26 protein-coding genes and 1 tRNA gene are annotated in these 23,556 nt (G+C 57.8%); 13 read left to right on the forward strand and 14 right to left on the reverse strand.

Annotated elements, in window-relative coordinates:
• Positions 1 to 5: 5 nt before the first annotated feature.
• Together ACR0D9_RS01445 and ACR0D9_RS01450 are read right to left on the reverse strand one after the other, a co-directional pair.
• Positions 6 to 707: an NUDIX hydrolase gene (locus ACR0D9_RS01445; RefSeq protein ID WP_480476934.1), complete on the reverse strand. Its 702-nt coding sequence runs from the start codon at positions 705 to 707 to the stop codon at positions 6 to 8.
• Between the two features lie 25 nt (positions 708 to 732).
• Positions 733 to 1,131 (reverse strand): DUF983 domain-containing protein, encoded by a 399-nt coding sequence (locus ACR0D9_RS01450; RefSeq protein ID WP_480476112.1) that lies wholly within the window; start codon positions 1,129 to 1,131, stop codon positions 733 to 735.
• 219 nt (positions 1,132 to 1,350) lie between these two features.
• Here ACR0D9_RS01450 and ACR0D9_RS01455 point away from each other — a divergent pair, with 219 nt between their 5' ends.
• The 4 genes from ACR0D9_RS01455 to ACR0D9_RS01470 are packed head-to-tail and all read left to right on the forward strand — an operon-like array spanning position 1,351 to position 3,258.
• Positions 1,351 to 1,821: an EF-hand domain-containing protein gene (locus ACR0D9_RS01455; protein WP_480537455.1), complete on the forward strand. Its 471-nt coding sequence runs from the start codon at positions 1,351 to 1,353 to the stop codon at positions 1,819 to 1,821.
• A gap of 6 nt (positions 1,822 to 1,827) precedes the next feature.
• Complete coding sequence (locus tag ACR0D9_RS01460; RefSeq protein WP_480537456.1) at positions 1,828 to 2,445, forward strand: RNA polymerase sigma factor; 618 nt, start codon at positions 1,828 to 1,830, stop codon at positions 2,443 to 2,445.
• Positions 2,435 to 2,788, forward strand: a complete 354-nt coding sequence (locus tag ACR0D9_RS01465; protein WP_267362789.1) for a hypothetical protein — start codon at positions 2,435 to 2,437, stop codon at positions 2,786 to 2,788. Before ACR0D9_RS01460 ends, ACR0D9_RS01465 begins: the two co-directional genes overlap by 11 nt.
• Complete coding sequence (locus ACR0D9_RS01470) at positions 2,785 to 3,258, forward strand: periplasmic heavy metal sensor (protein WP_480537457.1); 474 nt, start codon at positions 2,785 to 2,787, stop codon at positions 3,256 to 3,258. The genes ACR0D9_RS01465 and ACR0D9_RS01470 overlap by 4 nt, the downstream gene beginning before the upstream one ends.
• Positions 3,259 to 3,263: 5 nt before the next feature.
• On the opposite strand, the gene ACR0D9_RS01475 is transcribed toward ACR0D9_RS01470, so the two are convergent.
• Complete coding sequence (locus ACR0D9_RS01475) at positions 3,264 to 4,664, reverse strand: diguanylate cyclase domain-containing protein (protein ID WP_480537458.1); 1,401 nt, start codon at positions 4,662 to 4,664, stop codon at positions 3,264 to 3,266.
• Between the two features lie 89 nt (positions 4,665 to 4,753).
• Here ACR0D9_RS01475 and ACR0D9_RS01480 point away from each other — a divergent pair, with 89 nt between their 5' ends.
• From ACR0D9_RS01480 to ACR0D9_RS01500, 5 genes are all read left to right on the forward strand, one after another.
• A complete protein-coding gene (locus tag ACR0D9_RS01480; protein WP_267362783.1) occupies positions 4,754 to 5,038 on the forward strand; it encodes a DUF3572 domain-containing protein in 285 nt (94 codons plus the stop codon).
• Positions 5,039 to 5,062: 24 nt separating this feature from the next.
• The gene (locus tag ACR0D9_RS01485) at positions 5,063 to 5,755 is read left to right on the forward strand and encodes an HAD family hydrolase (protein ID WP_480486187.1); all 693 of its coding nucleotides are present in this window, start codon (positions 5,063 to 5,065) and stop codon (positions 5,753 to 5,755) included.
• Positions 5,756 to 5,873: 118 nt separating this feature from the next.
• Positions 5,874 to 7,433, forward strand: a complete 1,560-nt coding sequence (locus ACR0D9_RS01490; RefSeq protein ID WP_480481769.1) for a trimethylamine methyltransferase family protein — start codon at positions 5,874 to 5,876, stop codon at positions 7,431 to 7,433.
• 118 nt (positions 7,434 to 7,551) lie between these two features.
• Positions 7,552 to 8,139 carry a heme NO-binding domain-containing protein gene (locus ACR0D9_RS01495; RefSeq protein ID WP_480481768.1) on the forward strand — a complete coding sequence of 196 codons (588 nt, stop codon included), beginning with the start codon at positions 7,552 to 7,554 and terminating at the stop codon, positions 8,137 to 8,139.
• Positions 8,136 to 9,128: a diguanylate cyclase domain-containing protein gene (locus ACR0D9_RS01500; protein WP_480537459.1), complete on the forward strand. Its 993-nt coding sequence runs from the start codon at positions 8,136 to 8,138 to the stop codon at positions 9,126 to 9,128. Before ACR0D9_RS01495 ends, ACR0D9_RS01500 begins: the two co-directional genes overlap by 4 nt.
• A gap of 38 nt (positions 9,129 to 9,166) precedes the next feature.
• Here the strand turns inward: ACR0D9_RS01500 and ACR0D9_RS01505 are convergent, their stop codons facing one another.
• The 8 genes from ACR0D9_RS01505 to ACR0D9_RS01540 all read right to left on the reverse strand — a co-directional run bounded on the left by ACR0D9_RS01505 (position 9,167) and on the right by ACR0D9_RS01540 (position 16,722).
• The gene (locus ACR0D9_RS01505) at positions 9,167 to 9,865 is read right to left on the reverse strand and encodes a CbiX/SirB N-terminal domain-containing protein (RefSeq protein WP_480486183.1); all 699 of its coding nucleotides are present in this window, start codon (positions 9,863 to 9,865) and stop codon (positions 9,167 to 9,169) included.
• A 61-nt stretch (positions 9,866 to 9,926) separates the two neighbouring features.
• Positions 9,927 to 10,859 carry an AEC family transporter gene (locus ACR0D9_RS01510; protein ID WP_480537460.1) on the reverse strand — a complete coding sequence of 311 codons (933 nt, stop codon included), beginning with the start codon at positions 10,857 to 10,859 and terminating at the stop codon, positions 9,927 to 9,929.
• Positions 10,860 to 10,892: 33 nt separating this feature from the next.
• A complete protein-coding gene (locus tag ACR0D9_RS01515) occupies positions 10,893 to 11,711 on the reverse strand; it encodes an MBL fold metallo-hydrolase (protein WP_209504422.1) in 819 nt (272 codons plus the stop codon).
• Positions 11,708 to 12,514, reverse strand: a complete 807-nt coding sequence (locus ACR0D9_RS01520) for a TatD family hydrolase (RefSeq protein ID WP_480537461.1) — start codon at positions 12,512 to 12,514, stop codon at positions 11,708 to 11,710. The genes ACR0D9_RS01515 and ACR0D9_RS01520 overlap by 4 nt, the downstream gene beginning before the upstream one ends.
• Entirely contained in the window at positions 12,511 to 13,632 is a 1,122-nt protein-coding gene (locus ACR0D9_RS01525; protein WP_480481763.1) for a DNA polymerase III subunit delta', read from the reverse strand. Before ACR0D9_RS01525 ends, ACR0D9_RS01520 begins: the two co-directional genes overlap by 4 nt.
• A gap of 3 nt (positions 13,633 to 13,635) precedes the next feature.
• A complete protein-coding gene (tmk, locus tag ACR0D9_RS01530) occupies positions 13,636 to 14,262 on the reverse strand; it encodes a dTMP kinase (RefSeq protein ID WP_480486178.1) in 627 nt (208 codons plus the stop codon).
• Positions 14,259 to 15,425 carry a D-alanyl-D-alanine carboxypeptidase family protein gene (locus ACR0D9_RS01535; RefSeq protein ID WP_480486176.1) on the reverse strand — a complete coding sequence of 389 codons (1,167 nt, stop codon included), beginning with the start codon at positions 15,423 to 15,425 and terminating at the stop codon, positions 14,259 to 14,261. The genes tmk and ACR0D9_RS01535 overlap by 4 nt, the downstream gene beginning before the upstream one ends.
• Positions 15,426 to 15,441: 16 nt before the next feature.
• Positions 15,442 to 16,722: an SPOR domain-containing protein gene (locus tag ACR0D9_RS01540; protein ID WP_480537462.1), complete on the reverse strand. Its 1,281-nt coding sequence runs from the start codon at positions 16,720 to 16,722 to the stop codon at positions 15,442 to 15,444.
• A 202-nt stretch (positions 16,723 to 16,924) separates the two neighbouring features.
• On the opposite strand from ACR0D9_RS01540, the gene ACR0D9_RS01545 reads away from it, so the two are divergent.
• Positions 16,925 to 17,014, forward strand: a tRNA-Ser gene (locus tag ACR0D9_RS01545).
• A gap of 372 nt (positions 17,015 to 17,386) precedes the next feature.
• Here ACR0D9_RS01545 and ACR0D9_RS01550 read toward each other — a convergent pair.
• Genes ACR0D9_RS01550 through ACR0D9_RS01560 form a run of 3 tightly spaced genes read right to left on the reverse strand, consistent with a single transcriptional unit; the run spans position 17,387 to position 19,709 of the window.
• Positions 17,387 to 19,069 carry a recombinase family protein gene (locus tag ACR0D9_RS01550; RefSeq protein WP_480537463.1) on the reverse strand — a complete coding sequence of 561 codons (1,683 nt, stop codon included), beginning with the start codon at positions 19,067 to 19,069 and terminating at the stop codon, positions 17,387 to 17,389.
• Positions 19,066 to 19,482, reverse strand: coding sequence for a DUF2924 domain-containing protein (locus tag ACR0D9_RS01555; protein ID WP_480537464.1), 417 nt, complete (start codon positions 19,480 to 19,482; stop codon positions 19,066 to 19,068). The genes ACR0D9_RS01550 and ACR0D9_RS01555 overlap by 4 nt, the downstream gene beginning before the upstream one ends.
• Positions 19,479 to 19,709: a DUF3489 domain-containing protein gene (locus ACR0D9_RS01560; RefSeq protein ID WP_480537465.1), complete on the reverse strand. Its 231-nt coding sequence runs from the start codon at positions 19,707 to 19,709 to the stop codon at positions 19,479 to 19,481. Before ACR0D9_RS01560 ends, ACR0D9_RS01555 begins: the two co-directional genes overlap by 4 nt.
• A gap of 463 nt (positions 19,710 to 20,172) precedes the next feature.
• Here ACR0D9_RS01560 and ACR0D9_RS01565 point away from each other — a divergent pair, with 463 nt between their 5' ends.
• Genes ACR0D9_RS01565 through terL form a run of 3 tightly spaced genes read left to right on the forward strand, consistent with a single transcriptional unit; the run spans position 20,173 to position 23,459 of the window.
• Positions 20,173 to 21,567, forward strand: coding sequence for a site-specific DNA-methyltransferase (locus ACR0D9_RS01565; RefSeq protein WP_480537466.1), 1,395 nt, complete (start codon positions 20,173 to 20,175; stop codon positions 21,565 to 21,567).
• The gene (locus tag ACR0D9_RS01570; protein WP_480506340.1) at positions 21,560 to 21,994 is read left to right on the forward strand and encodes a DUF5681 domain-containing protein; all 435 of its coding nucleotides are present in this window, start codon (positions 21,560 to 21,562) and stop codon (positions 21,992 to 21,994) included. Before ACR0D9_RS01565 ends, ACR0D9_RS01570 begins: the two co-directional genes overlap by 8 nt.
• Positions 21,981 to 23,459 carry a phage terminase large subunit gene (terL, locus tag ACR0D9_RS01575; RefSeq protein ID WP_480537467.1) on the forward strand — a complete coding sequence of 493 codons (1,479 nt, stop codon included), beginning with the start codon at positions 21,981 to 21,983 and terminating at the stop codon, positions 23,457 to 23,459. Before ACR0D9_RS01570 ends, terL begins: the two co-directional genes overlap by 14 nt.
• The last annotated feature ends 97 nt before the right edge of the window (positions 23,460 to 23,556 follow it).

Below are 23,556 nucleotides of genomic sequence, written 5' to 3' on the forward strand. Positions count from 1 at the left end.
ATCGGTCAGTCGTGCTCGGGCATCGGATAGCCTCTGAGCCGCAGGAACAGATTGGCTTCTTCGTTGTTCTGATAGAACGGAACCGATACTGGCGGCTCGGGTGAGGTCACCCGGGCCGCGACCTCGGCCAGAACAACCTCGGTGATAAACGGCAGATCCAGGTCGCGCGCCCGATCCAGTTCCACCCATTGCAGATGCGACAGCTCGTCCGAGGCATGGCTGAAATCATCCAGATCGCCCTGCAGCGCATCGGCATCGACCAGAAAAAACCGCGCATCGAACCGGCGGGGGCGACCGGGCGGTGTGACTGCGCGAAAAACAAATTGTAGCGCAGCTGCCGACGGCACGTAACCCATGGCGGAAAAGCTCTGCCAGTCGTCGGGAATGCTGCCCGGCCAGTGTCCTGTCTGGCCAAGGACAAGTCCTGTCTCTTCCCAAAGCTCGCGAATTGCTGCGGCGGCAAGGGCGTGTTGTTTTCCGGATTCCGCCTGTTCCGCCAACCGCTCAGAACACAGGTCAGGCAGTGCGGTCGCAAGCGGTACATCCGCATCCGCCGGATCGACCGCTCCACCGGGGAACACGAATTTGTTGGGCATGAACACAGCCTTGGACCCACGTTGACCCATCAGGATCGACGGATTGGTCCACCTGTTCCGCAAAACGATGACGGTTGCGGCGTCGCGGATGGCGGTCTTGTCGGTCATCATGCCCAGAACAATCGCTTCTTCCGGCTCATGAATCGTTGCCAAAACCGTGCATACGACGCGCCCACTGATAGGCGACCACAGCGCCTTTCAAACGGGGGAGCAAAAACAGCGACAATGCAATGCAAGCAATGGAAAACCCGATGGCCATTACCCATGGGTCCGGGCGCCAGTTCACATACGAGACGTGCAGGGCCGGGGCCAACAAATGCCCGACCAGCAGGATCGTCAGATAGGCGGGCCCATCATCGGCGCGATGATGAAACAGTTCCTGTCCACAGTTCGAGCAGGTGTCATTCACTTTCAGGTAGCTGTGCAACAGCTTGCCTTCGCCGCAACTAGGGCACTTGCACCGAAACCCTTTGACCAAAGCGGGCCAGGTTTCACGCTCGCTCTGGGTTGTGGTGTCGATCGTCTGATCCGTCATAATATAACTCGCGCAGTAATCTTTGGCGGATAATGCGCCTGAACGGGTGGTTTTTAAAGGGGGGTGCGTCGCTTTGCAACGCACCTAAGGTGAACCACGTCGTGAAATACCGAGATGGTTCAAAAAAAGTTGCCGGCATTGCGACGGAATTCCCTGCCTCGCGCGTTTGAATGGATATGAGCAGCGGCACTCAGGCCGCGTCAACAAGGGAAAACCGAAATGAAAAACGCAAAGTTCATCACGGCGATTGTCCTGTCGGGTGTTGCAATCACCGGCACGTCTGTTCTGGCGGCTGGCCCGGGTGGTCGTGAGCCAGTGTCCTTTCAGGAATTGGATGCCAATGGCGACGGTCAAGTGACTCAGCAGGAAATGGAAGCACATCGCACCGAGCGTTTCTCGGCCGCGGATACTGATGGGGACGGCCAGCTCAGCCTTGAGGAGATGCAGGCCGCCGCTCAGAAAAAAGCAAACGACCGCGTCACCAAAATGTTCGAAAACAACGATGCGAACAAAGACGGGTTCCTAAGCCAGGACGAGTTGTCGAAACCGCGCCGGGGTGACAAGATGTTTGACCGGATGGATACAGATAACAGTGGTGGAATATCGGAACAGGAATTTGCCGATGCCAAAGACCGGATGGGACGGCACCATAAGAAAAAGCACCACAAGTCGGGTGCAATCGACAACTGATGCAGGGTGGAGGACCTGACCTCCCACCTACACGATGTTCGCGGTGCGGGTTGCACCGCGAGCTCTCTCAGCGACGATGTGTTGCTGGGCCAATTTGCTGAGGGTGACGCACAGGCTGCGCGGGTTTTAACCGATCGTCTCGGGCCGCTTTGTTATTCCGTCGCGTTGCGTTTGTTGGGCAATCGGGCCGAGGCAGAAGACGTAACGCAGGAGGCGATGATGCGGTTGTGGCAGATGGCGCCGGATTGGGTGCCGGGTCAGGCCAAAGTGTCGACATGGCTGTATCGCGTGACGTTGAATCTGTGTGTGGACATTCGGCGCAGGAAGTCCCCCGGCAGGTTGTCGGATATTCCTGAGCCAGAAGATGGCAAAGCCAGCGTAGCCGACCGACTGCAGGATGAGGCCCGCGTGGATGCGTTGCAGCTTGCCCTGTCTCAGCTGCCCGAAAGGCAGAGGCAGGCAGTGATTCTGCGCCACATCGAAGAGTTGCCCAACCCTGAAATTGCCGGGATCATGGGAATTTCAGTAGAAGCGGTCGAAAGCTTGACCGCGCGGGGCAAACGAAGTCTGACCGCGATACTGGCCGGGCGACGTGAAGAACTGGGGTATGACGATGACGGATGAAAACCTGGAACTGGATCATTTGTTTGCGCAGGCTCGGCAAAACCGACCGGCGCTGCCCGACGATCTGGCCGTGCGCATTCAGACAGATGCTGAAAAACTCCGCCTCAGTCGCCTAAGGCCCGAACCGCGTCCTCAATCTTCGATCTGGCATCGAATGATGGACAACGTAGGTGGCTGGCAGGGGTTGGGCGGCTTGATCGCCGCAAGTGCGGCGGGGCTCTGGATCGGCTTTTCCGCGCCGGGGTTCCTGCCTGATCCCGCCAATCTGCTGGCATCGCAGGAGACGGTCCTTTTTGTGGCGGACCTTGGGTATGACACGAGTTTTCTGGAGAGCACTGAATGAATGCTGCCCCTAAACCGAAACGCCGGTGGATGACGGTTTTGCTGGTTTCGTCATTGGCACTGAACCTGTTAGTTGTCGGTGTTGCAGTCGGAACCGTGCTGCGCCTGAAGGATGGAGATCACACCGAGGCACCGCCGGGGTTCGGTCCTGCGCTGTATCGCGCTTTGCCGAAAGATGACCGCAAAGCGATGCGAGGGGAACTGTCTGCGCTACGCGAAAAAGACCTAAGAGGGCGCAGACAGGACTTTGAAGCCCTGAGCCTGGCACTGCGCACAGTGCCCTTCGATCCGGCCACCGTTGAAGTGTTGTTGCAGAAACAGTCGCAGGCAACGGCAGAACTGCAATTAGCCTTGCAGACACAATGGCTGGCTCGCGTCACCGCCATGAGCGACGCAGAGCGGCAGTCTTATGCGGACAGGTTGCAAAAGATCGTCGAACGTGGGCCGCATGGGCACAAGAAAAAGGACTGACAGGTTCAGGCTGCGCTTTGCCTGATACTCACCTGATTGCGCCCCGCTTTTTTTGCCGCGTAAAGGGCTTTGTCGGCGGCTTTCAGGATATCTTCAACAGGAACGGGTGTGCGTTCTTTTCCCGGCGTACCCGATTGCGGCATCTCCAGCCCAATGCTGATCGTGACGTTAACCCGCAAACCTTGGTCCGATAGTCGAAACGGGGCGCGACAAATGCTGTCGCAGATGGTCTCAGCCAGTTTTCTGGCTTGCTTTTGTGACACATCAGGCACCGCAAACATGAACTCTTCACCGCCGATACGGGCGACAAAACCTTTGGATCCAAGCGCGCTTTGCATGCGTTTTGCGGCCTGCGTCAGAACACAATCACCGGCGCCATGGCCATGGCAGTCATTGATGGTCTTGAAGTGGTCCAGATCCGCCAGCATGACGGCAAAGCCACGTCCGGTACGGGCAGACTGGCGCGCGATCTGATCCAATGCCCGCATGGCGTAACGACGATTGTGCAGCCCGGTCAGCGGGTCAATCCAGGACTCGGCGATCCCTTTTCTCAGTGATACGCGCAAGTGATCAAGCCGTGCCTTGCGCGCAATCTGATTGTTCAGCCGCAACAGGATCTCTTGCGCGCAGAACCCCCCCAGGCACACGGCGTCCGCTCCTCTGTCCAGCGCTTCCGAGGCCTGCACGGCGTCGTTGTCCTGCAGGATGCCAATCAGGACAGTGTTCCGGGTTGCTGCGCGTGACCTGAGATCCGCAAGGATATTCAGCGCGGACGGGGGTGAGCCCAGTTCGACCACAATCGCGTCCGGTATCGGCCCGGACAAAACGCCTTGCAGGTTCGATTGAAGATGCCAGGACAGATCGAAATGGTGGTGGCCTTGCAAGGCCTTGTGCCAAAGGGCACCAGTTCGGACAGTATCGGTCAAGATATCAACCCGGGCCGCGTTTGGTGGGCTGATCATGACAGGGGCGGGTTCCCCAAACCCAATAGGTTGCGATCCGTTGCTGACCTGCAAATCTTGAGTAGCTGCGCGCGCGCGCAAAAGGCTGCGAATGCGTGCCAGTAGCAACGTATCTTTGAAAGGGTGCGTCAACACATCGTCCAGCCCGTCTTTCAGGGCACGCAGGCGCGCGTTTTTGTCATTCTGTGCTGCCAGTACGACAACGGGCACGTCATCAAGGCCTGATACTTCGGCGAGGGCTTTCTTGACATCTGCGGCTGTTCCATCGGGCAATGTTTGGGCCGTCAGAACAAGGTCTGGCTGCACGCGACGGGCAAGGGCTTGTAGCCCTTCAAGTTTTCCACCCTGCACCACGTGGTACCAGGCAGCAGTCAGTTGAACCTTCAGCATTATGCGGTTGGTTGATACCCCGTCGAGGACAAGGATGGTGCCTTGCACAGACATAGTCGTTCACCGTTGATTGCATGCGTGAACAAATTGTTTATGAGTCTGGTTAACAAACTCTTTCCAACACCATTCTCTGAGCGCGGTTTATGCCCCTATCGCCCGATTTAGCCGAGACTCTTGCTCTGACAGCCCTGGGGTGGCTGGTCAGCAATGACGAGCTTTTGCCTGTATTTCTTGGCTCGACAGGCGCTTCGATCGGGGATGTTCGCAATCGGGCCGGTGATAGGGACTTTCTGGCTTCGGTTCTCGATTTTCTGGTGCTTGACGATTCGTGGGTCATGGCGTTTTGTGACGCCAACTCGATCGCCTATGATCACCCGGCCCAAGCGCGGGCCGTTCTGTCAGGCGGTGGCGATGTACACTGGACCTGAACACCTTTTCCGCAGGAGCACGCGATGCCAATAGAAGCAATCGTCTTCGACAAGGATGGCACTTTGTTCGATTTTGCCAAAACCTGGGGAACCTTCGGGCGCTCGTTGCTGATGCGTCTGACAAAGGGGGATGTAGACCGGGCGGTGGAACTCGGGAGCGTCATCGGGTTTGACTACGAGCAAGAGCGGTATGTCACAGATAGCATTGTGATCGCCGCAACGGTCGAAGAAATCGCCGAGGTGCTTATTGCGCATGTTGACGATGTGACATTGCAGGAAGTTGTGGACATGATGAATGCCGAGGCCGCAGCCGCTCCTCAATCCCCTGCCGTGCCGTTGGGCCCATTCCTGAAAGGGTTGCAGCAATCCGGGATCAAACTGGGCGTTGCGACAAATGACAGTGAGCACCCGGCATTGCAGCATCTGGAATCTGCTGGAATACGCGAACACTTCGATTTTATCGCCGGGTATGACAGTGGTCATGGGTTCAAACCGGGGCCCGGTCAGTTGCTGGCCTTTGCCGCACAGGTCGGGGTCGAGCCGTCGCGCATTGCAATGGTGGGTGACAGTGTTCATGACCTGCAAGCGGGGCGCGCAGCCGGGATGATCACCATTGGCGTTTTGACCGGATTGGCAGAAGCAGATGCGCTGGCACCGATGGCGGATGTGGTCTTGCCGGATATCGGTCACATTCCTGCATGGCTGGCCGAAAAATGATGCGTTGATCCGGAAAATCGACGCTCAATTATAGAAAACCGACAAGCTCTGTCGCAGATGGAGCGGCCAGAAATGCGTCTTCGGGTCTTGCTTGTATCAAGCCAGAACGGAGGCAACCATGGCCGAGACCAACACACGCAAACGCCGCGGCGGAGGACGCGCAGGTGCGGCAGCACGCAGGGGCAGCGCGGTGATTGACCAGATGCCGTGGGACCCACCCATCAATATAGATCGCCCGACTGAACCGCTGGATCAGGCCGGGATCGAAGCGATCCATGAAGGGGCCATGCGAATTCTGGAAGAAATCGGGATCGAATTCTACAACGAAGAGGCAATCGGCATCCTGCGCGAGGCGGGGTGCACGATCGATGGTGACAACGTCCGCATGGGGCGCGATTTCGTCATGGAGATGATCGCCAAGGCGCCCAGCCAGTTTTCCATCACGCCCCGCAATGTTGACCACAGGATCGAGATCGGTGGAAAGAACATCCTGTTCGGCAACGTTTCGTCGCCGCCTAATTACTGGGACATGGAGATTGGAAAGAAAGTGCCCGGCAATCGCGAGATGTGCCAGAATCTTCTGAAACTGACGCAGTACTTCAACTGTATTCACTTCGCAGGCGGATATCCTGTAGAACCCGTCGATATTCATGCCAGCGTCCGGCATCTGGATGTGCTGTATGACAAGCTGACCCTGACCGACAAGGCGATGCACGCCTATTCGTTGGGTAAGGAACGTGTCGAAGATGTGATGGAAATGGTGCGCATCGCGGGCGGTCTCAGCCATGAGGAATTCGAGGCCTCGCCACGGATGTACACCAACATCAACTCGACCTCGCCGCTGAAGCATGACCATCCGATGATTGATGGCTGCCTGAGATTGGCGCGGCGCGGGCAGGCGATTGTCGTAACCCCCTTTACGCTGGCGGGGGCAATGGCACCGGTAACGATGGCGGGGGCGGTTGCCCAGTCCCTGGCCGAAGCCTTATGCGCTATCGCTTTGTTCCAATATGTGCGCCCCGGTATTCCCTGCGTAATCGGAACGTTCACGTCGAACGTGGACATGAAATCAGGCGCGCCCGCTTTCGGGACGCCGGAATACATGCGCTCGACCCAGATGACCGGGCAGATGGCGCGATATTATGGGCTGCCGCTGCGTTCATCCGGTGTGTGTGCGGCCAATGTGCCAGACGGGCAATCCGTGTGGGAAACCTCGAATTCGCTCTGGGCGGCCGTGCAGTCGGGCACCAACATGGTGTACCACGCCGCCGGTTGGTTGGAAGGCGGCCTGATCGCAAGCCCGGAAAAATTCATTATGGATTGCGAGGTTTTGCAGCAAATTCAGCGTTATATGAACCCTGATCTAACCGCGACCGGACCGGATGAGATTGCTTTGGATGCCATCCGCGCGGTTGGCAATGACGGTCACTTTTTTGGAATCCAACACACACAGGATCGCTACACCACGGCCTTCTACCAGCCCTTCCTGAGCGACTGGAAGAACTATGAGGGCTGGGAGGCCGCCGGAGGCATCTGGACGGCTGAGCGTGCGCATCACATGTTCAAAGAGATCATCTCGAGCTTTGAGGCACCTCCGATGGACGATGGTATCCGCGAGGAACTGGCCGAGTTCGTTGAACGCCGCAAGGCTGAAGGCGGCGCGCCGACGGACTTCTGACTGGGCGGGTAGTGTCGACTTGATACTCCGTTGCTTTCACAGCAACTCGGGGCGAATTTTGGCTATTTGTTAAGGTTTCTCAGACCACAGTGCCAAGGACACCAAACTGAGGCATCCGATGCATGGTCTGATCAATCGGGCGATACAGTCCTTTGTCGGCGCGACCTACGGGCAATCCTGCTGGGTTCGCGTGACCGAAGGTGCGCGGCTAGGGTTTGTCGAATTTGAAGCCATGCTCATCTATGATGATGACATGACGACCCGGTTGCTTGAGGCCCTGAGTATTGACCTCAATCGACCACAGGCGGAAATCCTCGAAGATCTGGGAACATATCTGGTGTCCCATCCGAACATGGAAGGGCTGCGCCGACTGCTTAGGTTTGGGGGTGTCACCTATGTTGAGTTCCTTCATTCCCTCGATGATCTTGCGGATCGTGTAAGACTGGCTGTCTCTGATCTGAATTTGCCTGCGCTTGAGTTGAGAGAGCTTTCAGCCACGGAATACCAGTTGTGCTGCCTTCCGGACTTACCGGGATTCTCCAGTGTTATGGTCGGGGTCCTGCGCGCGATGGCCGATGATTATGGTGCGCTGGTGATGCTGTCGCATGAGGGTCGTCAAGAGTGTTGTGAAATCATTTCAATCATTTTGGTCGAAAGCGCCTTTGCCGAGGGGCGCCATTTTGATCTGGGGGCTCGGAACAGATGAAACATACTCAGGAACTGGCAGATCTTCTGGAAACGCTTTGCCCGATGTTCCTGTTGGTGGACCGAAGCGGACGCATTCAACAAGCGGGTCCGACACTGCAAAAGCTGCGGCCCGAATTGCCTTTGGTCGGGCTGGGTGTTCTGGACGTGTTCGAGCTGATCCGCCCCAGAACAGTCACCACCCTTCCCGCGTTGATGTCGATGGCCGGTGCCAAACTGCATCTGAGATTTCGCGATGAACCGCGTACGACCCTGAAAGGCCTGGTCGCGCCCTTGCCCGACTCGGGCGGTGCAGTCATCAATCTGTCATTCGGTATTTCGATTTTGGATGCGGTTCGGGATTACGCCCTGACAAGCGCTGATTTTTCCGGCACTGACCTGGCGATCGAGCTGTTGTATCTGGTCGAAGCCAAATCCGCCGCGATGGAAGCGTCTCGTTCACTTAATCTCAGGCTTCAGGGGGCAATGCTAGCCGCGGAAGAGCAGGCATATACCGATACATTGACAGGATTGAAGAACCGCCGCGCGATGGATCATTTGTTGGGGCATCTGATCCTGGCAAATTCTACATTTGCCCTTATGCATCTGGATTTAGACTTCTTTAAATCCGTGAATGATCGGCTGGGCCATGCCGCCGGGGATTACGTTCTGCAACAGGCGGCCCGCATCATGCTTGAAGAGACGCGTGGAGACGATACGGTTGCCCGGGTTGGTGGGGATGAGTTTGTCATAATTTTCAAGGGCCTGACGCGGGAAGAAACTCTGGAGTCCATCGCCGGCCGTCTGATCGCAAGGTTGAATGAACCCATGATGTTTCAGGACCAACCGTGCTGTATCTCTGCAAGTATCGGAACGGCCTTGTCCACCCAGTTCAAGGTTCCCAAAGCCGCCGACATCCTTCACGCCGCCGACGTCGCCCTTTATCAGGCCAAGCGAGACGGCCGGTCCTGCCACCGCCTGTATTCCACGCTGATCAAAGCGCAAACCTGAGTTTTCCTGCTTCCGGGTCAAAGATTTCAGGCGAATTTTCAAGCGAGCTGAACGGCCTTTGTTAACTGCTTGGCAATCTGGTGCCGGATGGGTGGCAGTTCCCCTACCACTGGCAGCAGAACGCCTTTGAACCCTGCTTGGCTCAATCCGGCGGGCACGTCGTCCACTGCGTGCCCCCCGGTGCAGGCAAAGAACGGAAGGCACAGCGCCTGAGCCCCCGTGCCGGTTGCGGCTTCGGAAATGTATGGCGGTTCTTCAACAAACCCAACGCGGACAGATTTGAAAGCCAGCATTTCTTGAAGTTGCGATGCGAAGTTCAGAGCCACGACCGAGGGGTTTCGGCTACGCCCTGACCCATGTGCTGCAATGACCAGGTCGGTCGACGCAGCTGCCCAATTCCTTTCGGACAATTCGGATTGCAGGGCGCGTGCGGTCAATTCCGGTAGCTCTGGGTCAACACCCAACGGGTCTAGAATGCGCGCTTTGTGATCCCCTAATCGTTTGGGCAAAGCGCTGGTGACAAACCATCCATTTGCCATGAAAAGCGGATAAATGACCGTGTTTTCCGGCAAGCTGCTCAGCTTAGCCTCGAACGCGCCGGGCGCGGCCAGAGTTGCGGCATGCACCGTTACATGCTCGGTCAGGGCGTCGACCGTAGCCGCGAACGCAGCCAAAGCAGCCTCGGCCGGTTCTGGATCGGACGGCTGACCATGTGCGACGATGATGGCATGTGGCATTTGGATCTCCTGACACGAAATGCGTTAGGTGCCTCTGTGCGAACCGAAGTCAACACTACTGTTAGCCCAGAACCGTTAGCCAAAGCCAGACAGTCAGGATGGATGTGGCTGTCCCAATGAGAACAGCCGAAGCTGCCACCCGCTTGGCGCGGCCATACATGTTAGCAAAGATATAGGCGTTGAACCCCGGCGCCATGGCTGCGTTCAACACGCCCGAGCGGAACAGATCCTGTGGCAGCCCTGTGGATTTGCCGAATATCCACACAAGGCTGGGATGCAGCATCAGCGAGATACAGCAAACAAAAGCGATGGTGCGCAGATCACCTTCGGGTTTGTATTTGACTAGTACCCCGCCCAGTGCAAACAGGGCGCCGGGCAGGGCGGCCCGCGTGATCAGACCAAGGGCTTCGTCCACCACAGCCGGGATGGCCAACCCGGACAGATTAACCACGAATCCCAGTGCAATACCAAGGATCAGCGCGTTCTTGAACATTGCGGACAGAACGGAACGCGCCATGCGTACGCCACCGTTTCCGCGATTGCGGACAACCTCCATCACCGTGATCCCCACGCCGTAACAAAAGGGGGAATGGAAGGCGATAATCGCATAATTACCTGTCAGGTTCTCGGGACCATAAGCGCGTTCAGTAATCGGCAATCCCAGCAGAACCGAGTTAGAGAACAGGCAACAAAACCCGATTGCCACGCAGTCTTCCCATTCGCGGCCGAAAAGGATGCGCGCACCAAAAAGGCCAGTGATGAAACACAGGGCGGCGGCAGAATAGAAACTTGCCAAAAGCCGGGGATCGAAACTGGCGCTGAGGTCCAGATGCGCGATGGCAAGAAACAACAGGCATGGGATCGCGAACCCTTGAGTAAATCTCATCAGCCCGTCGACATGGTATTCTTTGAAATATCCTGTTCGTGTTGCCGTGTAACCGGCGCCGATCACAAGAAAGACAGGAAGAATGACGTCAATCAGGCTTTGCAGCATTTGGCCCCCGTGCAACGGCCATGTTGCGATATCTTATGCAAAAGAAACAGGGGTCTGAAACGCGTGATGTATCACCATTCCGTCATAGGCGGGGGTGATATTGTCCGGCGTTTCCGCATCGACAGTCGCATAGTCAAGATCGATATGCATGTTGGTCAGTATCGCCTGATTTGGTTGCAGCTTCTCAATCCACTCAAGCGTTTTTTCCAGATGTGCATGTGTGGGATGTGGGCTTCGGCGTAGGGCGTCGATGATGAGATATTCCAACCCTTCCATTTCAGGCCATGCCTCATCGTAAATTTCGGCAACATCCGGCAAATAGGCGAGCTGCCCCATTCGAAAGCCCAGAGAATCTATCGAGCCGTGATTGACCTTGAATGGACGAAACGGAATCGGTCCTCCGGGCCCTTCGATTTCGAACGGCCCGTCAATGGACTTGAGGTCGAGGATCGGAGGATAAGGTGACCCTTCGGGTTGTATGAAGGCGTATCCAAACCGCCCCAGCAGAGCGTTCTGGGTATCACCATCAGCCCAGACCGGAACGCGGGTTTTCATGTTGAACACGATCATGCGCAGGTCGTCGATCCCATGGACATGATCCGCGTGAGAGTGGGTATAGACCACACCATCAAGCCGCCCGGTGCCCGTGTCCAGCAACTGGCTGCGCATATCCGGGGTTGTGTCAATCAACACGGAGGTTCTGCCGCCGGGGCCGTCACGCTCGACAAGCAGGGAACAGCGCCGGCGAATGTTCCTGGGGTTAGCAGGATCGCAAGCACCCCAGTGGCCACCCAACCGGGGTACGCCGCCTGACGATCCGCAGCCCAGAATGGTAAATCGCAATTCGGTCATGCAGCGGCCCTGTTCGTTGCCGCCTTGCTGAACAGCCGGTCAAAGTTCGCCTGAGTTTGGGCGGCAAAAGCCGGATACTCCAGACCGAACACTTCAGCCCCTTTTCGGGCTGTATGTGCGGTATAGGCCGGTTCGTTTCGCTTGCCACGATAAGGGGGCGGCGCAAGATAGGGCGCATCGGTTTCCACCAGAATGCGATCCACCGGCGCGCTTGCGAAAATGTCGCGCAACTCCTGGCTTTTGGGAAAGGCCGCAATGCCGGACATGGACAGATAAAACCCAAGATTCAGCGCGGCTTTGGCCAACTCGGCCGAGGACGAGAAACAGTGCATCACGCAGGAATAGGGCGCATTGCGATACTCTTCGGCCAGAATTTGGGCCATATCGTCGTCTGCCGCGCGGGCATGAATGATCAAAGGCAACCCTGTGCGCTGGGCTGCTTCGATATGAATGCGCAGGGATTGCTTCTGAAGCTCAGCGCTGTCGGCGGTATAGTGGTAATCCAGACCTGATTCACCGATGCCCACAAATTTGGGATGTTGTGCCAGCGCAACCAATTCATCGACCGAGACCATAGGCTCGTCAGCGGCGCTCATCGGATGGGTGCCTGCGGCGTAGAATACCGGTGCATGGGCTTCGGCAATTGCACGGACTGCGGGTTCATTGCGCAGTTTGGTGCAAATCGTCACCATCCGGGTCACGCCAGCCTCGGCCGCGCGCGAGATGATGTCGTCCAACTGACCGTCAAAATCCGGGAAGTCCAGATGGCAGTGACTGTCGGTGATCTGGGGGGTGTCGCTCATCTGACCTGGCCGGCGGTTTCCTGTATCTTGAACACCGTATCTAGGACCAGAGCGGCAGGGTCAAGGTTCACCGCCTGACCATGTCGCGCGCGGGCTGTGATTGTCGCTGCGACTTCGGCCCAGCGACGGGCCTGATCCGAAGAATCCGACAGTCTGGCCAGCGTTTCAGCTTCGTTCGGGGCGGCCTCAGAGGTCGGCGGTGCTCCGGTTGCCCCGGTCAGGGCCAGCCGAGACAAGGCGATATCGATCAGTGTCAGCAGCAGATCAAAGCGCTCGGCCGCGCCGCGTTGTGCCGCGGCCTCGGCCAGGGCCAGCGCGCGCTGCCGGTCCAGGCGGGGCAGGGTGCCCAGAATGGCAATCAGTTCGGCATAGATTTCAAGTCCGCCCAGATTGATCAGGCGAACGGCCTCCCCGACCGAGCCAGCGGCCAATGCGGCGAGATATTCGGGATGCGTCGGTAAGGTCGTCCCGGTTTGCGACAGCGCGTCCTGCATATCCCCGGCACTCAGGGACCCAAGACGCAAGGTCCGGCACCGAGAGCGGATGGTCGGCAACAAGCGCGAGGGTTGGTGCGATACCAGCAAAAGAGTTGTACGCGCCGGAGGCTCTTCCAGCATCTTCAGCAAAGCATTGGCGGCGCTGACATTCATCTCATCCGCCGAATCCACGATTACAATCCGGCGCCCACCATCGGCAGAGGACAGGCCAAAGAACTTTCCCAGCTTTCGGATGTCGTCCACAACGATTTCGTTGCGCAGCCGCCCCTGATCATTCAGCGACCGGGCTATCGCGGCCAATCCCGGCTCGGCCCCGGCCAGAATGCGACGTGACACCGGGTGGTCGCGATCAATGTCGAGCGTCTCTGGCGGTGGCGGCGCGCCAAACAGCCCACCGTCGTTTGCCAAAGGTGTTGCCAGCAAGAACCGCGCAATCCGCCAGGCCAACGTTGCCTTGCCGACGCCACGCGGCCCGGTCAGCAACCAGCCGTGGTGCAGCCGGTCCGAGTTGTAGGCGGTCAGAAACGCCTGTTCCGCCGCATCCTGACCAAAAAGCCGGACGGTCTCGCGGGGATGCGGCGCACCGGGCACCTGATCCGGAGAGGGGATTTCGTCATTCATCGTCTATCGCAAAGCAGCCTGGACGATTTCTGTCACATCCTGCGCAACGCTGTCCATGTCCCGGTTACCGTCCACCACGCGGAAACGGTCGGAAAACTCATGGGCCAGTGCCAGAAAGCCAGCCCGCATTTTCCTTTGTAGGTCCGGGCCGAAATCTTCGAACCGTTCTTCCGCGCCTTGCCGCCCTTTGGCGCGGGACAGGCCGGTATCGGGGTCCATGTCGATCAGCAGCGTCAAGTTCGGCTCGCGCTTGATCATCAGGCTGTGCAGCTGATCAACAAGGCCGCGCAGATCGCCCCGCGACAGGCCCTGATACATACGTGTGCTGTCGGCAAAGCGGTCGCAGATCACCACTTGCCCTGCGGCAAGTGCGGGTTCGATCGTACGTTCCAGATGGTCGCGGCGGGCGGCCGTGAAAAGCAGGATTTCCGTTTCGGCCGACCAGCGGTCGGGATCACCTTCCAATACCAGGCTGCGGATTTCCTCCGCGCCGGGTGAGCCGCCCGGTTCACGCGTCAAAACGACCTCATGACCCTGCGCCCGCAGTTGATCCGCCAGCATCCGCGCCTGAGTTGACTTGCCTGATCCGTCAATGCCTTCGAAAGTCAGAAATAACCCCGCCTTGGTCACATCGACTCCAGTGGGTTATTGATCACGTCTTTCAGAACTATGCCGCCAACGGTCAGCATACGGACGACAAATCCACCAATTGCAACGTCTTCCGCTGCCACCAGTGGACGTCGAATTTCCGGCAATCCTTCAGGCTTGATGACAAGTTCGGCCAGTTGCTGGCCTTTCTTGACCGGCGCATTGATAGGACCCTGATAGACAACTTCAGCCTTGACGTTTTGTGTGCCCAGAACCGGAAACAGAACCGTCAGATCGCCGTCAGGTACAAGACCAACAGTCTTTTTCTCGCCCATCCACAGCTTGGCTTCGGCTATCGGCGTTTCCGCGTTGGCAACTGTCCTCTCGACAAAATTTCGAAACGACCAGTTAACCACGGCCTCAGCCTCCTCTGCCCGTTGACCGGTGCTGTCCAGCCCGCTGAGGACAAAGATGACACGGCGATCGCCTTGTTTGGCAGACCCGACCAGGCCGTATCCGGCCTCCTGCGTGTGGCCGGTTTTCAGGCCATCCGCGCCAATGCTCAGTTTCAGCAATGGATTGCGGTTACGGGCATTCGACGGCGCACGGCCATCGAATTCGAATACCTCTTCTGAAAACAGGGGGTAGTATTCGGGAAAGTCGGTAATCAGCCTGTCGGCCAGAACCGCAAGATCATGAACCGACATCATATGTCCGGCGGCAGGCCAACCGTTCGAGTTCGCGAAATTCGAGTTGTTCATACCGATCTGCTTTGCGCGCTGGGTCATATAGCGGGCAAACCCGGCCTCTGTCCCGTCAGGGCTTAGCGCCTCGGCGAGGACCACGCAGGCGTCGTTGCCTGACAGAACGATGATGCCGCGCAGCAGGTCCTCGACCCGAACCCGGTCCTGCGTGTTCAGAAACATGGTCGAGCCGCCATAGCTCATCGCGTGTTCGGACACGGGCAGGGTTTCGTCCAGCGTCAGTCTTCCGTCACGCAGCGCTTCGAAAGCAACATACAGCGTCATGAGCTTGGACATGGATGCAGGAGGCAAGGGCTGATCGGCGTCTTTTGCCAAAAGCACCGTACCGGTGGTCTGATCGATCACATAAGCCGCGCGGGCGGATGTATCAAAAGCCTGAGCCGGGATTGCCAGTACAGCAAGCCCAATGGCCAGAACAGAAGTTCGCAATGAGGATAGCATGTTACGCCTCCTTGTATCAGTCGGACACGGTGAACGCATCTTTGAAACCAAGGTCCTTTACATCTTTTTGAATGGCCTTGCGTTCGGCCCGGGTTGCGGCAGGGCCAACCAGGACCCGCCATACTGTTTTGTTTTCGGTTTTCAGTTCCCGCACAACAGTCGACATGCCATTCCGGCGCACTTTCTCGGCGGCGGCATTCGCATTTGCTTCGACGCTGAACGTGCCGATCTGCACAAATGGTTTGCTCAGCGGAGACGCAGCGCCTGTTGCCGCCGCTGCGGCAGGAACCGCTTCGGTCGCGTCAATCGCGGATGCAGCGCCTTCGATGGGATCCAGTGGCGTTTCGGTGATCTCAGTGGGGTCTTTCTTTTGCCACCACTTCCGTTTTGCAGGCTTTTCAGCGGGGGCTTCGACCGGCGCGTCCGACAACGCCGGTGCAGCTGCGGCTGCCGCAACATCTGCGGCCACATCAGCACCGCCTGTTGCTGCACCCGCCGCAGCCACGGTGGCTCCCGCCGCTGCCGCTGCTGGCTCTTTTTTCTGCCACCACTTCCGCTTGGCGGGTTTTTCTTCAGCGGGCTCTGTTGGGTCCTCAGTGGCTGATGCCGCAGCTGTGGTCGTGTCCGTACCTTCGGTCGCTGCGTTGGCAGAACTTGCCGCATCCGCCGCAACCGCTGCCGAACCGGCTGCTGCCGCTGGCGCCTTCTTTTGCCACCATTTCGGCTTGGCCGGTTTTTCGGTATCTGCCGCGGATGGATCGCCGGTGGCCGCGGTGTCCGACACCGCAGCCGTATCTGCCGCCTCGTCTTCCGGTGTGGGCGCGTCCTCTGGTGGTGATTCCTTTACAGCTTCACGGCGCAAAGCGACCACACTGACCTTTGTCGGCGCGCCCGCCAGCATTCCGAGCTGTTCCGCAGCAGCAGATGACACCTGAAGCGCCGGGCCGGGCAGGTTGCGTTCACGTCGGAACAGGGCCCCTGTTACAGACTTGTTGTTTGCGGTGTTCGTAATTACGACACGCTCGGGCTGGGATACTTCCGGGTAGGCAACCCAGATCCCGCCCAGCGAGGGCCTGCCATCCCAAAGCCCCGCTTCGGTGACCTGAAAAACCTCGGGAGCTTCGACGTCACGCTGCGAGCCCGAGGCTACCTCGGGAAGGAGTTCGGTTTTGTTTGAGTTTTCTTCAGGTTTTTCAGCCTCTTGAAGAATATCTTCACACCCGCTTAAAACTGTCAAAGTCAACGCCAGATACGCCAACCGTTTCGGTCCCGGGCGTGTCATGATCGCTCGCTTCATCTGCTTATCCCTTGCCTGAAGGGGTCTCGTCCTCGGAACCCCGCTGCCGGTCTGCTGGTTCTGCTTGCCAGCCTGTTTCGGTCTATTTCGGGGATCATAACGCGGCTGAAGAGTCATGGAAAGACCGCTGCGCGGGCTTCGGCAAGAAATCCCGATTTCGACTTGCCTCTGGCCGAACTTGCGCTTAGACCCTGCCTTCGACGGGGAGGTGGCAGAGTGGTCGAATGCGGCGGTCTTGAAAACCGTTGGGCGTGAGAGCGTCCCCAGGGTTCGAATCCCTGTCTCCCCGCCACCCATACCCGTCTCACTTCAGTTGTGTTTTCTGACCCGGAATTGTGCCGCAATTTCCGCGAGTTGGCGCGTGCGCTTTCAATCAGAGACGGAGCAGACTGTACATTCAGAGCGCAATTCCGGCCGCAGTCTCAGTGCCGCATTTTGGCGGGGTCGCTTTGGGCTGGATTTCCCTGATAACCTGCAATTTACAGGGAATTTTCGCGAAACAGGTCTGAGTTCCGTTATTTCACCTGTCGGAACTGTATGTTTTTCAGAGGTTTATGTTGCAAATTCCCTAAAAAGTGGAACAGGGAACTTCCTCGCGGGAACAGAGAATTGTTCCACCGGATCAGGTAGGGCAAACCCTGTATCAGGGACGCAGGATTTGAAGCTATAAAAAGCCGAACTGGCGTTCCTGTTCGGTCCAGTCAACTGGGTGGGTCACGCTGACCAGACGCTTGAGTGTGAGTTCGGGCGGCTGAGTGCCGTCGAGAATCGCGGCTTGAATCTTCGGTGAGAGAAACGCGAGCTGGGAACGGGTACGGATGAAGGCGCAGGGAACGCTCTCGCGGCGTGCAATCTCCATCAGTTGAACTCCGGATTTCAGATCTCGGGCCCAGCCATGGGCGCGGATCAGCATGGACCGGAGGTGGGGATCAGGTTGGGGTGCCATATCTCCGGCGATGACCTTGGCCTCGACGCCGCGGCGGCGCAGATCGAAAGATGCGGTGACGTGGGTGAGATCCGGGTGCAGATGGTCCGCAGCAATACCAACTGCGCTTGCCAGAGTCTTGGGGTTTAACTCGAGTTCAAAGTGTCCTCGTGCAATTTCGCCGCTGGCCAGAAGAGCAGCGCCCACATAACCGCCTTGGCGTTGAAGCCGAGTCACCAAATCGGCAATTGACGTCTGGATCACCGCGGCTGACCCAGCCTCGGGCTGCGCCAGTACTTGGTGCGCGGCGGCGGCCTCTTGAAGATGTCTGGCGATGACATCAATGACTGCGTTTTCCAGCGCCGGGCCGGGCAGTCGCCAGCCGGAGGTATCCTTGCCGCCCGAGATCAGTCGATTGGAGACGTAATAGCGCAACCGTCGGCCTTTGCGCGTGGTGTGGGTTGGCGTCAACCGATCACCAGTTTCGTCCTGCAGCAGACCAGTGAGCCAGGCGCCGGGGTCATTGGTGCGTTGGCGCGCATCAGGTGAAGGGTCTGCACGGGATCGCTGCGACGCTTCGCGCATTTTCTCCTGCACCCGGTCCCAGATGTCCTGGTCGATGATCGCCGGATGTTGCCCGTCCCAGATCTTATCCTTGTGCCGGATTTTTCCGAGGTAAACCGGGTTGCGCAGCAGATAATAGATCTGGCCGCGTGACAGCGGGCAATTCCCCTTCACGCTTCCATCCGCCCGAACAGCCCGTTTTGATCGCAGGTCTTCTGCCGTTGCCCGCTCTTCTACTTTGCGCAGGCAACCCAGCTCATCATAGAGCCCAAAGAGATGCCGGACCGTTCTGGCCTCATCCTCATTCACGACCAGCGTTCTTGCTTTTGGGTCGGGGTGGCGGTCATAGCCGAGCGGCAGGTTGCCGCCCATCCAAAGCCCCTTTTTCTTAGACGCTGCAATCTTGTCGCGAATACGTTCCGCGGTGACTTCCCGTTCAAACTGAGCAAAGGACAAGAGTACATTCAGGGTCAACCGACCCATGGATGAGGAGGTGTTGAATGCTTGTGTGACGGACACAAAAGAACAGTTCGCTTGTTCCAGCCGTTCGACCAGCTTGGAGAAGTCGGCGAGCGATCGGGTCAGCCGGTCGATCTTGTAGACCACAACCATGTCGATGCGCCCGACATCTATCTCTTCAAGAAGGCGCTGAACGGCAGGGCGCTCTAGGGTGCCGCCCGACAGGCCACCGTCATCGTAGCGGTCTGGCAAAAGGGTCCAACCTTCGTGCCGCTGGCTGGCGACATAGGCCGCGCAGGCCTCATACTGAGCGTCCAGCGAATTAAAGTCCTGGTCCAGTCCATCTTCTGAGGACTTGCGCGTATAGATCGCGCATCGGATTTTACGGCGCGGGCTCATTTGGCGATCTTTCGGGTGCGTCCGAAAAAACGCGGCCCTGACCAATGCGCGCCGGTAATCTCTCGGGCTATGGCTGAGAGCGAGCGATAGGACCGACCGTTCCAAGTGAAGCCGTCCCCTGTCACATCGACCATATGGGTCACGCCATTCCACTCGCGCAGCAGGCGCCCGCCGGGTTTAAGAGCAGGGCAGGCTGGCCGGGGTTTTTTCTCGGAACCCTTTTCCAGCGTGGCTTTGACCTGCCGGGGTAGCCCGCCATGACAGCGGGACTGCATCTCAAAGGCGATAAAACGGCGCAGGAAGGGTTGGCTGAGCATGGCGGGCGCGGGTTGATCAAACAGTTGCTGCCAAAGCGTGACCAGATCCGATCGACTCATGGCGGCCAGATCGGCGACGTCGCTGGTCTTGGTCATGACTCTTCTCCTGTTCCCGCCGTCAGGTGATACGTGGATGATCCATTTTGTTTGTCGGATGTCCGCCGTTCAATCGTCGCGCCTTTCTTCCGTAACCCACTCAATGCCGCTCGGACCGAATGAGGCTGCCACCCCGTTGCTTTGCAGAGCGCCTCAAGGCTGGCACCGTTCGGGTGACGCAACAAAGCTTGCACCTTGTCAATTTTGGTTGGTTTGGATTTGGACATGTATTGTCTCCTCTGATCTGGGGCTGGCGGAATGCCGAACCCCCGTACCGAGGAGCGCCCGAATGGCTCGGGCGTGGGTTCAGTGATGCGTGGTTCGCAGCAACAGTCCAGCTCTTTCTGGGGCAATCCGAAGAGGGCTGTGTTATGTCGGGTGTTGCTGCTGTACCCCCGATTATTCGTCAACAATCTTAATTGGTTACTTTTTGCTTGGGGGTTGCAATTGCAAAAGCCCGCGCATAGATTCTAGCCAGCCCTGCAAGGGACAAGGTCCCACGGGGAGGTGAATACATCTCCCAGGCAGCATTCGGCGCCGCATTTTTCGAAGCGGATAAGACCGAGAGCATTCGAAGGGGCAACGAACCGGATCGATTGGTCCGGAGAGTTGCTATTCGTGCTCTCTCCGAATTCCCAACACGATCCTTTCTTGTCGACGCTAACGAGCGTCAAACGAAAGGAGGCGGCAATGCCTACTAAGAAAACACAGAGCGACGCCAAGGCGTCCAAAACGCCGATCTGGATGGCGGACAAAGTCATTCAATCCCAGATCAGCCAGATCAAGCTCTACGACAATAACAACCGCGTGCATACGGTCAAGAACATCGACAAGCTGAAGGCGTCGGTGGCCAAGTTTGGCTTTGTCACCCCGATCCTGTTGGATGGTTCGGGCACAATCATAGCGGGTCACGGCCGCTATGAAGCCGCCAAGGCTCTGGGGTTGATGTCGGTGCCGACTGTTGTCGCGGATCACTTGTCAGACGCGGAAGTGCGCGCTCTGCGCATTGCGGATAACAAGCTGGCGGAGTTGTCCGACTGGAACGAAGCTGCTCTGCAGATTGAATTTGCCGAGCTGATGGATCTCAGCCTTGATGGCGAGCTGGACTTTGATCTGGACATCACCGGGTTCGAAACACCGGAGATCGACATTATCATCGACGGCACGGGCGAGGCCACGGAGACCGAAGCAGAATCTGTTGAGACGCCGAACCCTGCGGCACCCGTAGTCACGGAGCCGGGCGACCTTTGGGTTCTCGGAGATCATCGCATCTTCTGTGGGGATTCCTTGCAAGCCCAGAGCTACGACACTCTGCTAAAGAGCGAACGCCCGCAGATGGTGTTCACAGATCCTCCTTATAATGTAGCGGTCAATGGGCATGTTCGCTGTGGCACCGGTGGCGATCATCGCGAGTTTGCCATGGCGTCAGGAGAAATGTCGGCCAGCGAATTCCGTAGCTTTCTCTCGGACGTGAACAACCGGCTGATTGACTGCCTGCCGGACGGAGGCATCGCGATGATCTGCATGGACTGGCGTCACATTGAAGAACTGATTGCGGCCGGCAAGGCAGGCGGCTTTGATCTCATCAATCTTTGCGTCTGGAACAAGACGAACGGCGGGATGGGCAGCCTTTATCGTTCCAAGCACGAGCTGGTCGCGATCTTCAAGAAACCAGGTGCGGCGCATATCAACAATGTCGAACTGGGAAAACACGGGCGCAACCGGACCAATGTCTGGGATTATGCCGGTGTGAACAGCTTTGGGGCAGGGCGTGAAGCGGATCTCGCTGATCATCCCACGGTGAAGCCGACAGCCTTGGTTGCAGATGCCATCATGGATGTGAGCCACCGCGGTGATGTTGTGCTGGATACCTTTGGCGGATCCGGCGCGACGTTGTTGGCAGCTGAGAAAACTGGGCGCCGGGCGCGGCTGATTGAGCTCGATCCGGCTTATGTCGATGTCGCCATCCGCCGTTGGCAGGAGATGACCGGTGAGAGCGCCGTGCACGCGGTAACAGGCCAGACGTTCGATGCGCATTCTGCGGCAACTGATGCCACCTCAGAGCTGGAGGTGGGTCATGTCTGACAATACGAAAGAGTATGAGGTCGGCTACGGCAAGCCGCCCAAAGCAACCCGGTTCCAAAAAGGGCGATCCGGAAATCCGAAAGGACGACCGAAAGCTGCCAAAGGCGTGAATGCCAGCCTGAAACGCGAACTGGAAACCAAGATCACAGTCCGCGAAGGCAACCACGAAACCCGAATTTCCAAGGCGGAGGCAATTGCAAAGCGGCTCATGGCAGGTGCTTTGAAGGGCGACACGAAATTGCTGATGGCGCTTCTTAAGGTCGACTCTGATCTGTTTGGCGGTTCAGATGATGGGAGCGGACAGGCCAGCGCTGCTTTGGAAGGGCCGGATAAGGTCGACTACGACATCCTCCGGGATTTCTTTTCCAGCCAATTGGACGGTGACGGCGGTGCGGAAGATGAGGAGGCGGAAGATGACGGCTCCTGATCCAAAAATGGTCCTGCAAGCCGCGCGCGAGGTTTGCCGGGACAATTTCTTTCCCTTTGTTTGGCGTGTGTTTGACACGCTGCACCAAGGAACTGACCACAGCTTTGATCCGGCTTGGCATGTGCGGGCCATGTGCCATGAGTTGGACAACGTTCGCGTCGGCGAGAACAAGCGGTTGATTATCAACATTCCGCCCCGGTGCCTGAAATCGGTCACCGTGGCCGTTGCCTATGTCGCTTATCTTCTCGGTCATAACCCCAGCGCCAAGATTATTGTTGCCAGCTACGGGCTGGATCTGGCACGCAAACATTCCGAGGATTGTCGTCGGATCATGTCTGCGCGCTGGTACCGGGGAATGTTCCCTGAAACGGTCTTGGCTAAAAAGGGCAACACCTCAGAAGAAATCCGCACCACAAAGGGAGGCAGCCGTAAGGCTGTCTCCATCGGAAGTTCTGTGACTGGACATGGCGCTGACTACATCATCATCGATGACCTGCTGAAAGCCGGCGATGCGGGCTCCGAAGCTGAACTGGTCAAGGCACAGGAGTTCATTGAGGGGACCTTGCTGTCGCGCTTTGACAACCCGTCCGAAGGGCGTGTGGTTATGGTTGCACAGCGGTTGCACGAGATGGATCCGCCGGGTTATCTGCTGGACCGCGGTACCTATCGGCACCTAAACCTGCCTGCCATCGCCGAAGACCATGAGACAGTGCCTCTTGGGCGTGGAAGGGTCATGTGCCGCAAACCGGGTGATCTCCTTTGCCCGTCCCGTTTGGATCAGGACACGCTGGATACCAAGCGTCGTGAAATGGGCGCAGCCGTGTTCAATTGCCAGTATCAGCAGAACCCCATTGCTCCCGACGGGTCACCCCTGCGCTGGGAGTGGTTTGGTACCTACAAGACTATCCAAGATCGCCGCTGGTATCAGCTTGTCGTTCAAAGCTGGGATACGGGGATGTCTGCGGATCCCCGGTCCGACTTCTCGGTCTGTACAACCTGGGGGTTCCGAGAAAATGCGTGGTACCTTCTCGACGTCTGGCGTGGGCAGGTGGACTACCCAGACCTGAAAGCCAAGGCACTGCAGCTTGTCAGTCGCTGGGATCCGGATCGAGTTCTGATCGAGGATGCCGCTTCTGGCAAACCGCTTTTGGACGAATTGTTTCGTGATGACCGTCGGCGCTATGAACGCATTAGACCTGACAAGGACAAGGAAACCCGGTTCCAGTCCGCGTGCGGTCCTGTCGAAGAGGGCAAGGTGTACCTGCCTGCAGACGCGCCCTGGCTGGCGACGTTCAAACGCGAATTGCAGTCCTTTCCACGCGGTCGCAATGACGATCAGGTCGACAGCTTTGCCCACTTTGTGAACTGGTCCAAGGGACCGGGCTTCTACCGGGCGCTAGGCCATGATCATCAGATAAACATCGAACGTCGCGAGCGCCGTCGCGAGCGGATCAGACGGCGGTAGAACAGGAATCAAAGTTCGAGGCCGGTAGTCGGCCTTGAACCGCCCAGCGAAACCTTGGCCATTGGGCCCGAAAGGGCGTATTTTGTTGAAAAACTCG

The organism is Ruegeria sp. AK11 (genome assembly GCF_056541095.1).

Excerpts from the sequence above, each read along its gene's own strand:
- terL (WP_480537467.1), top strand. The coding sequence starts at position 21,981 with ATGACGGCTCCTGATCCAAAAATGGTCCTGCAAGCCGCGCGCGAGGTT.
- ACR0D9_RS01550 (WP_480537463.1), bottom strand. The coding sequence starts at position 19,069 with ATGAGCCCGCGCCGTAAAATCCGATGCGCGATCTATACGCGCAAGTCC.
- ACR0D9_RS01480 (WP_267362783.1), top strand. The coding sequence starts at position 4,754 with ATGCCCCTATCGCCCGATTTAGCCGAGACTCTTGCTCTGACAGCCCTG.
- ACR0D9_RS01445 (WP_480476934.1), bottom strand. The coding sequence starts at position 707 with ATGATGACCGACAAGACCGCCATCCGCGACGCCGCAACCGTCATCGTT.
- ACR0D9_RS01505 (WP_480486183.1), bottom strand. The coding sequence starts at position 9,865 with ATGCCACATGCCATCATCGTCGCACATGGTCAGCCGTCCGATCCAGAA.
- ACR0D9_RS01510 (WP_480537460.1), bottom strand. The coding sequence starts at position 10,859 with ATGCTGCAAAGCCTGATTGACGTCATTCTTCCTGTCTTTCTTGTGATC.
- ACR0D9_RS01520 (WP_480537461.1), bottom strand. The coding sequence starts at position 12,514 with ATGAGCGACACCCCCCAGATCACCGACAGTCACTGCCATCTGGACTTC.
- ACR0D9_RS01500 (WP_480537459.1), top strand. The coding sequence starts at position 8,136 with ATGAAACATACTCAGGAACTGGCAGATCTTCTGGAAACGCTTTGCCCG.
- ACR0D9_RS01570 (WP_480506340.1), top strand. The coding sequence starts at position 21,560 with ATGTCTGACAATACGAAAGAGTATGAGGTCGGCTACGGCAAGCCGCCC.
- ACR0D9_RS01495 (WP_480481768.1), top strand. The coding sequence starts at position 7,552 with ATGCATGGTCTGATCAATCGGGCGATACAGTCCTTTGTCGGCGCGACC.
- ACR0D9_RS01485 (WP_480486187.1), top strand. The coding sequence starts at position 5,063 with ATGCCAATAGAAGCAATCGTCTTCGACAAGGATGGCACTTTGTTCGAT.
- ACR0D9_RS01560 (WP_480537465.1), bottom strand. The coding sequence starts at position 19,709 with ATGTCCAAATCCAAACCAACCAAAATTGACAAGGTGCAAGCTTTGTTG.
- ACR0D9_RS01465 (WP_267362789.1), top strand. The coding sequence starts at position 2,435 with ATGACGGATGAAAACCTGGAACTGGATCATTTGTTTGCGCAGGCTCGG.
- ACR0D9_RS01535 (WP_480486176.1), bottom strand. The coding sequence starts at position 15,425 with ATGCTATCCTCATTGCGAACTTCTGTTCTGGCCATTGGGCTTGCTGTA.
- ACR0D9_RS01565 (WP_480537466.1), top strand. The coding sequence starts at position 20,173 with ATGCCTACTAAGAAAACACAGAGCGACGCCAAGGCGTCCAAAACGCCG.
- ACR0D9_RS01525 (WP_480481763.1), bottom strand. The coding sequence starts at position 13,632 with ATGAATGACGAAATCCCCTCTCCGGATCAGGTGCCCGGTGCGCCGCAT.
- ACR0D9_RS01540 (WP_480537462.1), bottom strand. The coding sequence starts at position 16,722 with ATGAAGCGAGCGATCATGACACGCCCGGGACCGAAACGGTTGGCGTAT.
- ACR0D9_RS01475 (WP_480537458.1), bottom strand. The coding sequence starts at position 4,664 with ATGTCTGTGCAAGGCACCATCCTTGTCCTCGACGGGGTATCAACCAAC.
- ACR0D9_RS01490 (WP_480481769.1), top strand. The coding sequence starts at position 5,874 with ATGGCCGAGACCAACACACGCAAACGCCGCGGCGGAGGACGCGCAGGT.
- ACR0D9_RS01450 (WP_480476112.1), bottom strand. The coding sequence starts at position 1,131 with ATGACGGATCAGACGATCGACACCACAACCCAGAGCGAGCGTGAAACC.
- ACR0D9_RS01470 (WP_480537457.1), top strand. The coding sequence starts at position 2,785 with ATGAATGCTGCCCCTAAACCGAAACGCCGGTGGATGACGGTTTTGCTG.
- ACR0D9_RS01515 (WP_209504422.1), bottom strand. The coding sequence starts at position 11,711 with ATGACCGAATTGCGATTTACCATTCTGGGCTGCGGATCGTCAGGCGGC.
- ACR0D9_RS01555 (WP_480537464.1), bottom strand. The coding sequence starts at position 19,482 with ATGACCAAGACCAGCGACGTCGCCGATCTGGCCGCCATGAGTCGATCG.
- ACR0D9_RS01455 (WP_480537455.1), top strand. The coding sequence starts at position 1,351 with ATGAAAAACGCAAAGTTCATCACGGCGATTGTCCTGTCGGGTGTTGCA.